The sequence below is a fragment of the Streptomyces sp. SID3212 genome (assembly GCF_009865405.1).
Taxonomy (GTDB): Bacteria; Actinomycetota; Actinomycetes; order Streptomycetales; family Streptomycetaceae; genus Streptomyces.
Genome location: NZ_WWJY01000586.1, coordinates 1 through 7,271 on the forward strand (window position 1 = coordinate 1; position 7,271 = coordinate 7,271).

Below are 7,271 nucleotides of genomic sequence, written 5' to 3' on the forward strand. Positions count from 1 at the left end.
CGCCCTCGCCGCCGGTCCGGACGCCACCGATCCGGCCACGCCTTCGGGCGCCTCGGGGCGCGCGCCGGCATTGGGTCCGCCCCCCTACCACTGGGCCCCCGGCAACGGTCGGACCCGCCTCGGTCCCCCAGGGCCTTTGGTCGTGGCCCCGGCGCCGCGTCGGACGCCTCCGGTCCGGGGGCGCCTCCGCGCCACGCCCCCTTACTGGCCTGCCTTTGCCTCCGGGTCGGTCTCGGCGGAGCCTTGGGCGCCACCGGTCCCGCCACGCGGTGGGCCCCCCGGGCCGCCCTCGCCACCGGCGGCGACCCCGGGCCCCGGCGCCCAGGCCCCCGGCCCCGCCGCCCAAGGCCCCCGGCCCCGCCGCCCAGGACTCCCGCCCCGGCGGCGCTCAGCCCCCCACGCGCCGCCCCGGCCGCTTGGCCGCCGAGTTGCCCGTCCGCTCCCCCCACCTGTGTCCCCCCTGTACGCCCGCTGTGTGCGGCCGGGCCAACTCCCCCGTACAGGCGGACCCGTGGGGAACCGTTCGCGCGCGCCCGACGTCGGTCCCTCCGGCGAGAGCGCTTCCGGCCGGGGGTTACGCTCACGGTCGTCAGGGGGGCCGGAATCGAACAGAGCACCATCAGGGTGGGGGAAACCGAGCAATGCGCGCACTGCGAATACTGCTGATACTCGTCGTGATCTTCGGAGGGCTGTTCGTCGCGGCGGACCGCGCCGCCGTGTACTTCGCCCAAGGGCAGGTCGCCGACAAACTCAGGACGAGCCAGGGGCTCAGCTCCACCCCCACGGTCTCCATCAAGGGCTTCCCCTTCCTGACCCAGGTCGTGGGCTCCTCGCTGGACGAGGTGGACATCAGCCTCGGCAGCCTCGACGCCACCGCGGACGGCCAGACCGTCAAGGTGACCGACGTCCGCGCGAAGCTGCGGGACGTCGCGTTCGACAGCAGCTTCTCCTCCGCCACCGTCGGCGAGGCCGACGGCTCGGCCCGCGTCTCGTACGCCGACCTCGCCAGGACCGCGCCCAAGGGCGCGACCATCGGCTACGCGGGCGCCGAACGCGCCGCCAAGGGCCAGGTCAAGGTCTCGGGCCCGGCGACCGACATCCTGGAGGGCGCGGACATCCCCGTCCCCGACGTCGTGGCCGGCGCGCTCAAGGGGCAGGACATCACCGTCTACTGCACGGCGGCGCTCAAGGGCGGCAACACCGCCACGTTCGAGGCCGTCGACGTCGGCGAACTGCCGATCCCCGGCCTGGACGACCAGATCAAGGGACTGGTCGACTCGTACGACCTCAAGATCGACGGCCTGCCGACGAGCATCACGCTCGACAAGGTCACCGCCACGGAGGAAGGCCTCCGCTTCTCCGGCACGGGCACGGACGTCGCCCTCACCGGCTGACCCCGACCGTCATCGTCCGGGCCCGGGGCGGTCCGCCAGCGCGCAGACCGCCCACACCGTCTTCCCCGGACCCGTACGGCCACTCGTCCCCCAGCGCACGGCCAGGGCGTCGACCACCCGGAGCCCCCGGCCGCCGTCCGCGTCCGGGTCCCACACGCGGAGGCGGGGCAGCGCGTCGTGCGTGTCGGACACCTCTACCCGTACGAGGCCCTCGTCGCCGTCGTACGTGAGCCGCAGCGCGAAGTCCCGCCCGGGGACACGGCCGTGCCGGACGGCGTTGGCGGCCAGTTCGGCGACCACGAGGGCGACGGCGTCGGACGCCTCGGAGTCGTACGGGACGCCCCAGGCGTCCAGCTGATGCGCGGCAAGAACCCGCGCGAGCCGCGCCCCCCGCCGAGTGGCGGAGAACCGCTGCGCGAACGCGCCCACGGACAGGGACGCTTGGGGATGCGGTGCTGTCATGCGCCCCAGCGTGTGGGTGAGACCGCCGCGCCCCCAGGTACGCCGCCAGTACAGATCCGCTTGTATCGCCTCACTCGCTGGACTGGGTGGGTGACTCTGCGTAATGATGATGATTCAGGTTTCACGCGCGGCGGTGGCAGGGAGAGCGGGAGGCGGTCGGCATGGTGGGCATCAGCGGTGACGGTGGCGGCGCGAGGGGCGAGGCTGAACCGTCCGACAGCCTCAGGACCTTCGGCGCGGTACTGAAGGCGCTGCGCGCGGAAGCGGGCCTGACCCAGGAGGAGTTCGGACCGCTGGTGCGGTACTCGGCGCCGTACATCGCCAAGATCGAACAGGGCAAGCGCTACCCGCCGAGGGGTCTGGTCGACCGGGCCGGCGACGTCCTGGGCCCGGTGGCGGGCCGGGTCCTGGAGGCGGCGGGCCGCAGCCTGACGCGCAAGGCGGGGCTGGCCAGCTGGTTCCGGCAGTGGGCCGGGATCGAGGAAGAGGCGGTGTCGCTGTACGCGTACGAGTGCCGGGGGATCCCCGGCCTGTTGCAGCCCGAGTCCTACGTCAGGGAGCTCTTCGAGCGCCGACTGCCGCCGCTGGCGGAGGACGAGATCGAACAGTTGGTTGCCGCGCGACTGGCCAGGCAGCGCCTGCTGACGGAAAGGCCGAACACCGCGTTCAGCTTCATCATCGAACAGGCTCTTCTGGAGAGACGTCTCGGCGGTCCCGAGGTGACCAGGACGGTCATCGATCACCTGCTGGCAGCCGCCCTCCAGCGCAACGTCGAGATACAGCTGATGCCGCTGCGCCAGGAGGACCACATGGGCGTCGACGGACAGATGTACCTGGCCGAAACGCCGGACCATCGTTGGATCGGCTACGTCGAAGGCCACGACAGCAGCACGCTTCTCACGGATCCGAAACTCGTAAGTTCCATGCTCCAGCGCTATGGCAAGATGCGCTCACAGGCCCTGAGCCGCCAGGCCACCGTGAGCCTGCTGGAGCAGATGCGAGGAGCGCTATGAGCGGCACCGAACTGGACTGGTTCAAGAGCAGCTACAGCGGCAGCGGCGGCGACAACTGCGTCGAGATCGCCGCCCGCGCCGACGCCGTTCTCGTCCGTGACTCCAAGGACACCGGCGTCGGCAGTCTCACCTTGTCGCCCACCGCGTGGACCGCCTTCACCGCCTACGTGACCACCCCGCAGGACTGAACACCCCGTTCTCCCCGGGATTCCTGGGGTCATCGGATTTTGTCTCACATGATGGGCGATCGTGTCTCGCCATTTGACACGGCGGTGACATGTCCGGCAGGACGTACCTACGATCGGAACCATGAAGCGACAGGCGGACCTCACGAAGCGGCGGGCAGTAGACCTGTGCCGCGTCTCCGCCATGCTCTGTCGCACCCTCTGAGCGGGCCTTTTCAGTTCAAGGTTCTCCCGCATTCCCCGGGCCCTCGCGCGCTCCGTTCAGGGCCCCCACGCGCCGTACGCAGGCCTCCACGCCCCGTGCCCGGAAGCCGCTCCCCGTACCACTCGCACCACCCGCACCATCTCGCCGTAACTGCCCCGGAGGAGAACAGCATGAGCCGCAGTGACGTCCTGGTAGACGCCGACTGGGTCGAGGCCCACATCGACGACCCGAAGGTTGTCATCGTCGAGGTCGACGAGGACACCTCGGCCTACGACAAGAACCACATCAAGAACGCCGTCAAGATCGACTGGAAGTCCGACCTCCAGGACCCGGTCCGCCGCGACTTCGTCGACCAGGAGGGCTTCGAGAAGCTCCTCTCGGCCAAGGGCATCGCGAACGACGACACCGTCATCCTGTACGGCGGCAACAACAACTGGTTCGCGTCCTACGCGTACTGGTACTTCAAGCTGTACGGCCACGACTCCGTCAAGCTCCTCGACGGCGGCCGCAAGAAGTGGGAGCTGGACTCCCGCGACCTGGTCGAGGCCGTGCCGCAGCGCGCCGAGACCTCGTACAAGGCCAAGGCCCAGAACACCGCCATCCGCGCCTTCCGTGACGACGCCGTCGCCGCGATCGGCACGCAGAACCTGGTCGACGTGCGCTCGCCCGACGAGTTCAGCGGCAAGCTGCTCGCCCCCGCGCACCTCCCCCAGGAGCAGTCGCAGCGCCCGGGCCACATCCCGACCGCGCGCAACATCCCGTGGTCGAAGAACGCCAACGACGACGGCACGTTCCGCTCCGACGACGAGCTCAAGGAGCTGTACGCCGACGAGCAGATCGACCTGTCCAAGGACACCGTCGCGTACTGCCGTATCGGCGAGCGCTCGGCCCTGACGTGGTTCGTCCTGCACGAGCTGCTCGGTGTCGAGAACGTCAAGAACTACGACGGCTCGTGGACCGAGTACGGCTCCCTCGTGGGTGTGCCGATCGAGCTCGGCGCCAACAAGTAATCCGTCCCGACCTGTAAGGACTGAACGTATGTGTGGAGCACAGGCCGGCGGCCCCGACGCCTCGACGATCAAGCCCGGTGAGACCACCATCCAGGGTTCCGTGACCAAGGACGGCCAGCCCGTCACCGGTTACGTACGCCTGCTGGACTCGACCGGCGAGTTCACCGCGGAGGTCCCGACCTCGGCGACCGGACAGTTCCGCTTCTACGCGGCCGAGGGAACGTGGACCGTACGGGCCCTCGTCCCCGGCGGTACGGCGGACCGCACGGTCGTCGCGCAGACGGGCGGCCTCTCGGAGGTCGCGATCGCGGTCTGAGCGACGCGCACGCGCGTAACGGGTAACGCGTGACGGATTGACCGGCCGGAGGGCCGCACCCCAGGGGGTTGGACGCCACTGGAAGGGGTGCGGCCCTCCGCGCCGTCCGGGGCCGGGGGCTGTCCGGGGTCGTACGCTGGAAGCATGTACACGCGACGCCGTCGCGGCTACTTCCTGCTCATGGGCGGATGCCTGATCCTCTTCGTCTCCGCCTGGTCCTTCGTGCGGATCTGGTCGATCCCGGCGGCCATCGGAATGTGTGTGGTGGCCATGGTCATCCCGCCCGTCGCGGCGATCGTCGGCAACAGCCGGAGCCGTGACGACCGCTGGTGGGACGAGCCACCGAGGAACGACGAGCCGAACAAGCCCGACGGGCACGACGACTCGTGGACGGACCTGGGGACGAAGGCGAAGAGGCGCCGGTGACGGCGTAGTGGTCCGCGTGCGTCAGTAGACGAGCGTCTGCACCCCGTCCACCATGATCTCGCTGACGAACACCTGCGCCCCGGCGATCCGTACCCCCTCCAGGACGTCGTCCTGCGTGATGTCACGCCGGGCCGCGCACTGCGTGCACAGCGTGATCTCCCCCGCCGACAGGATCGACTCGATCAGATCGGGCAGCGGCGCGGCGTGCGGCAGTTCGAACTCCGCCGCCCGGCCGGGCAGGGCGAACCAGGCGGCCTCGCCCGTCAGCCACAGCGACACCCGCACCCCGCTGGCAACGGCGACCGCCGCGACGGTGAAGGCCTGGGAACAGCGCTCGGGCGCGTCCGCCCCTGCTGTCACTTTGATCACAAGGGTTTTCTGCGTCGTCTGTGCGGTCTGGGGCGTTCTCACCGGTTCCATGAGCCGAACTGTAATCTTCCGCCGCACAACCAGGTCGTCCCTTCGCAGGTCAGCTCTGTGCGCGGGTCGATGGAACCCGCGACCGAGGTTGTGTGGGGGGACTTTCTTTTGGAACCGAAGCCACCGCGTCGCCGTGGCCGTACGACTCTGATCGTCGGCGTGGCCGCGCTGCTCGGTGTGGTCGCGGGTACGGCGACCGGATACACGATCCAGGCGGACCGGGCGCCGACCGCGCTCCCGCCGCTCTCCCAGCCGGGGCTGGCGTATCCCGCCAAGGCGCTGCCGGCCGGGACGAAGGTGAAGGCGTTGTCCGCCGAGGAGGACAGCCAGGTCAGGCGGGACGGGGATCTGCGCAAGCTGCTGACCAGCAGGCCGGCGGGGTCGCGCGAGAACGAGGAGAGCCTGATCGAGGACGGCTGGATCCCGCTCTCCGCCTACGCGCTCTACTACGAGAGCGAGGACTACATGTTCGAGCGCCTGCTGGAGGAGGGCTTCCGGCGGGTCGCCGCGAGGGACTGGCAACAGGGGCAGAACCGCCAGGGCGAGGTCAATCTCATCCAGTTCCGGTCCGGCGCCGACGAAGGCGTCCTCCACCTCCGGGCCAGAAACGACGGAGGCGTCAGAGGCATCGCGCGGGGACAGCTCCTCGACACCGCCTCGAAGCGCGGAGCGGGCAACCCGGGCGACCCGATCAAGGGCAGCGGCAACGGCCGCTACTTCCTCTTCAAGGTGCGGGAGAAGCCCGGCTATCTGCCGTTGTACCGGGCCAGGGCGGTCGCGTACCGGGGCGACATCATGATGGACATCAACCTCTTCGACAGCAAGCCGATCAGCAAGAAGGACATCCGCACGCTGGCCGAGCGGCAGTTGGAGCGCCTGTGAACGACGAAGCGAACCCCGTACCCGTACCGGAGCCCGTACTCGTACCTCGGCCCGAGCCCGAGCCCGAGCCCGGGTCCGCCCCCGCCCCCCGTCGGCGCGTGCGGCGCCTCGTCACGGTCGTGCTGCCCGCCGTCCTCGTCCTCGGCGCGGTCGCGGGTGGGATCACGTACACCAGCAGGACCGTGGACACGGCGGACCGGACCGCGCCCACGACCCTCTGGTCCCACGCGGACAGCGACGACGAGTCGGAGAACAAGGACCCGGCCGTCAGGGCGGGCGAAGGCCGTACGGACACCGTTCTCGGCCGCAAGCTGCTGCCGGTCCCGGTCGGTTGGGGACTCGGTCCCGACGTCGGGGAGTTCGGTAACGACGGCGAGTTCACCGCCAAGCAGGCGACGGCCCTCATGAAGGCCGTCGGGGAGGGTCTGTCCGGCGGTGTGCGCCGTGAATTCGAGAAGGAGATCGACAAGCTGGGCGTCAAGGGGATCGGCGCCCGGTCCTATGCCGCGGACGAGGCCGACGCCACGGCGGAGATCCTTCTCGTACGGATGTCGAACCGCGCGTTCGTCCACGACTGGTTCACGACCCAGACCGAGCGCCCCGGCACCCGCAAGGGGCCCGAGGTCAAGGGCCACAAGAAGGCCGCCTGCTTCCTCATGCCCAAGAGCGCCAAGATCGACCTCGAAGGGATGCAGTGCGTCGCGTACGACGACGACCTGATGGTCACTGTCGTGGCCAGCGGCTCGGAGCCGTTCGACGCGGCAGCCATCGCCGATCTCGTACGGAAGCAGCTCGACCACATCGCATCCCCGGGGACGTACGTATGACCGAGCAGATCACGGACAGCCCGGCGGAGACGGCCGCTCCCCTCCCGCCGACGGAGACGGCCGCACAGCCGGAGACACCGCAGCCCGCGCCCAGCCCGCCCAGCCCGTCCCGCCCGCCCCGCCGCGCCCTC

Annotated in this window: 10 protein-coding genes; 8 read left to right on the forward strand and 2 right to left on the reverse strand. The window is 70.1% G+C overall.

From position 1 onward, the window contains the following. The first annotated feature begins 641 nt into the window (after nucleotides 1–641). Nucleotides 642–1,394 (forward strand): DUF2993 domain-containing protein, encoded by a 753-nt coding sequence (locus tag GT042_RS17570; protein ID WP_202533024.1) that lies wholly within the window; start codon nucleotides 642–644, stop codon nucleotides 1,392–1,394. 9 nt (nucleotides 1,395–1,403) lie between these two features. Here the strand turns inward: GT042_RS17570 and GT042_RS17575 are convergent, their stop codons facing one another. Beyond that, nucleotides 1,404–1,856, reverse strand: coding sequence for an ATP-binding protein (locus tag GT042_RS17575; RefSeq protein ID WP_161309658.1), 453 nt, complete (start codon nucleotides 1,854–1,856; stop codon nucleotides 1,404–1,406). Nucleotides 1,857–2,017: 161 nt separating this feature from the next. On the opposite strand from GT042_RS17575, the gene GT042_RS17580 reads away from it, so the two are divergent. The 5 genes from GT042_RS17580 (at nucleotide 2,018) to GT042_RS17600 (ending at nucleotide 5,011) form a co-directional block, all read left to right on the forward strand. Next, on the forward strand, nucleotides 2,018–2,869 hold the full coding sequence (locus tag GT042_RS17580; protein ID WP_161309659.1) for a helix-turn-helix transcriptional regulator: 852 nt from the start codon (nucleotides 2,018–2,020) through the stop codon (nucleotides 2,867–2,869). Further along, nucleotides 2,866–3,057: a DUF397 domain-containing protein gene (locus tag GT042_RS17585; RefSeq protein ID WP_161309660.1), complete on the forward strand. Its 192-nt coding sequence runs from the start codon at nucleotides 2,866–2,868 to the stop codon at nucleotides 3,055–3,057. Before GT042_RS17580 ends, GT042_RS17585 begins: the two co-directional genes overlap by 4 nt. Before the next feature lie 372 nt (nucleotides 3,058–3,429). After that, nucleotides 3,430–4,269, forward strand: coding sequence for a sulfurtransferase (locus GT042_RS17590; RefSeq protein WP_161309661.1), 840 nt, complete (start codon nucleotides 3,430–3,432; stop codon nucleotides 4,267–4,269). Between the two features lie 28 nt (nucleotides 4,270–4,297). Beyond that, the gene (locus GT042_RS17595) at nucleotides 4,298–4,585 is read left to right on the forward strand and encodes a DUF1416 domain-containing protein (protein ID WP_161309662.1); all 288 of its coding nucleotides are present in this window, start codon (nucleotides 4,298–4,300) and stop codon (nucleotides 4,583–4,585) included. A 144-nt stretch (nucleotides 4,586–4,729) separates the two neighbouring features. Then, complete coding sequence (locus GT042_RS17600; RefSeq protein ID WP_161309663.1) at nucleotides 4,730–5,011, forward strand: DUF3099 domain-containing protein; 282 nt, start codon at nucleotides 4,730–4,732, stop codon at nucleotides 5,009–5,011. Between the two features lie 21 nt (nucleotides 5,012–5,032). Here the strand turns inward: GT042_RS17600 and GT042_RS17605 are convergent, their stop codons facing one another. Then, nucleotides 5,033–5,431 carry a DsrE family protein gene (locus GT042_RS17605; protein WP_161309664.1) on the reverse strand — a complete coding sequence of 133 codons (399 nt, stop codon included), beginning with the start codon at nucleotides 5,429–5,431 and terminating at the stop codon, nucleotides 5,033–5,035. A 159-nt stretch (nucleotides 5,432–5,590) separates the two neighbouring features. Between GT042_RS17605 and GT042_RS17610 the strand changes: the two genes are divergently transcribed. Further along, the gene (locus GT042_RS17610) at nucleotides 5,591–6,313 is read left to right on the forward strand and encodes a hypothetical protein (RefSeq protein ID WP_345943811.1); all 723 of its coding nucleotides are present in this window, start codon (nucleotides 5,591–5,593) and stop codon (nucleotides 6,311–6,313) included. Further along, nucleotides 6,310–7,140, forward strand: coding sequence for a hypothetical protein (locus GT042_RS17615; protein ID WP_202533026.1), 831 nt, complete (start codon nucleotides 6,310–6,312; stop codon nucleotides 7,138–7,140). The genes GT042_RS17610 and GT042_RS17615 overlap by 4 nt, the downstream gene beginning before the upstream one ends. Nucleotides 7,141–7,271: the final 131 nt, after the last annotated feature.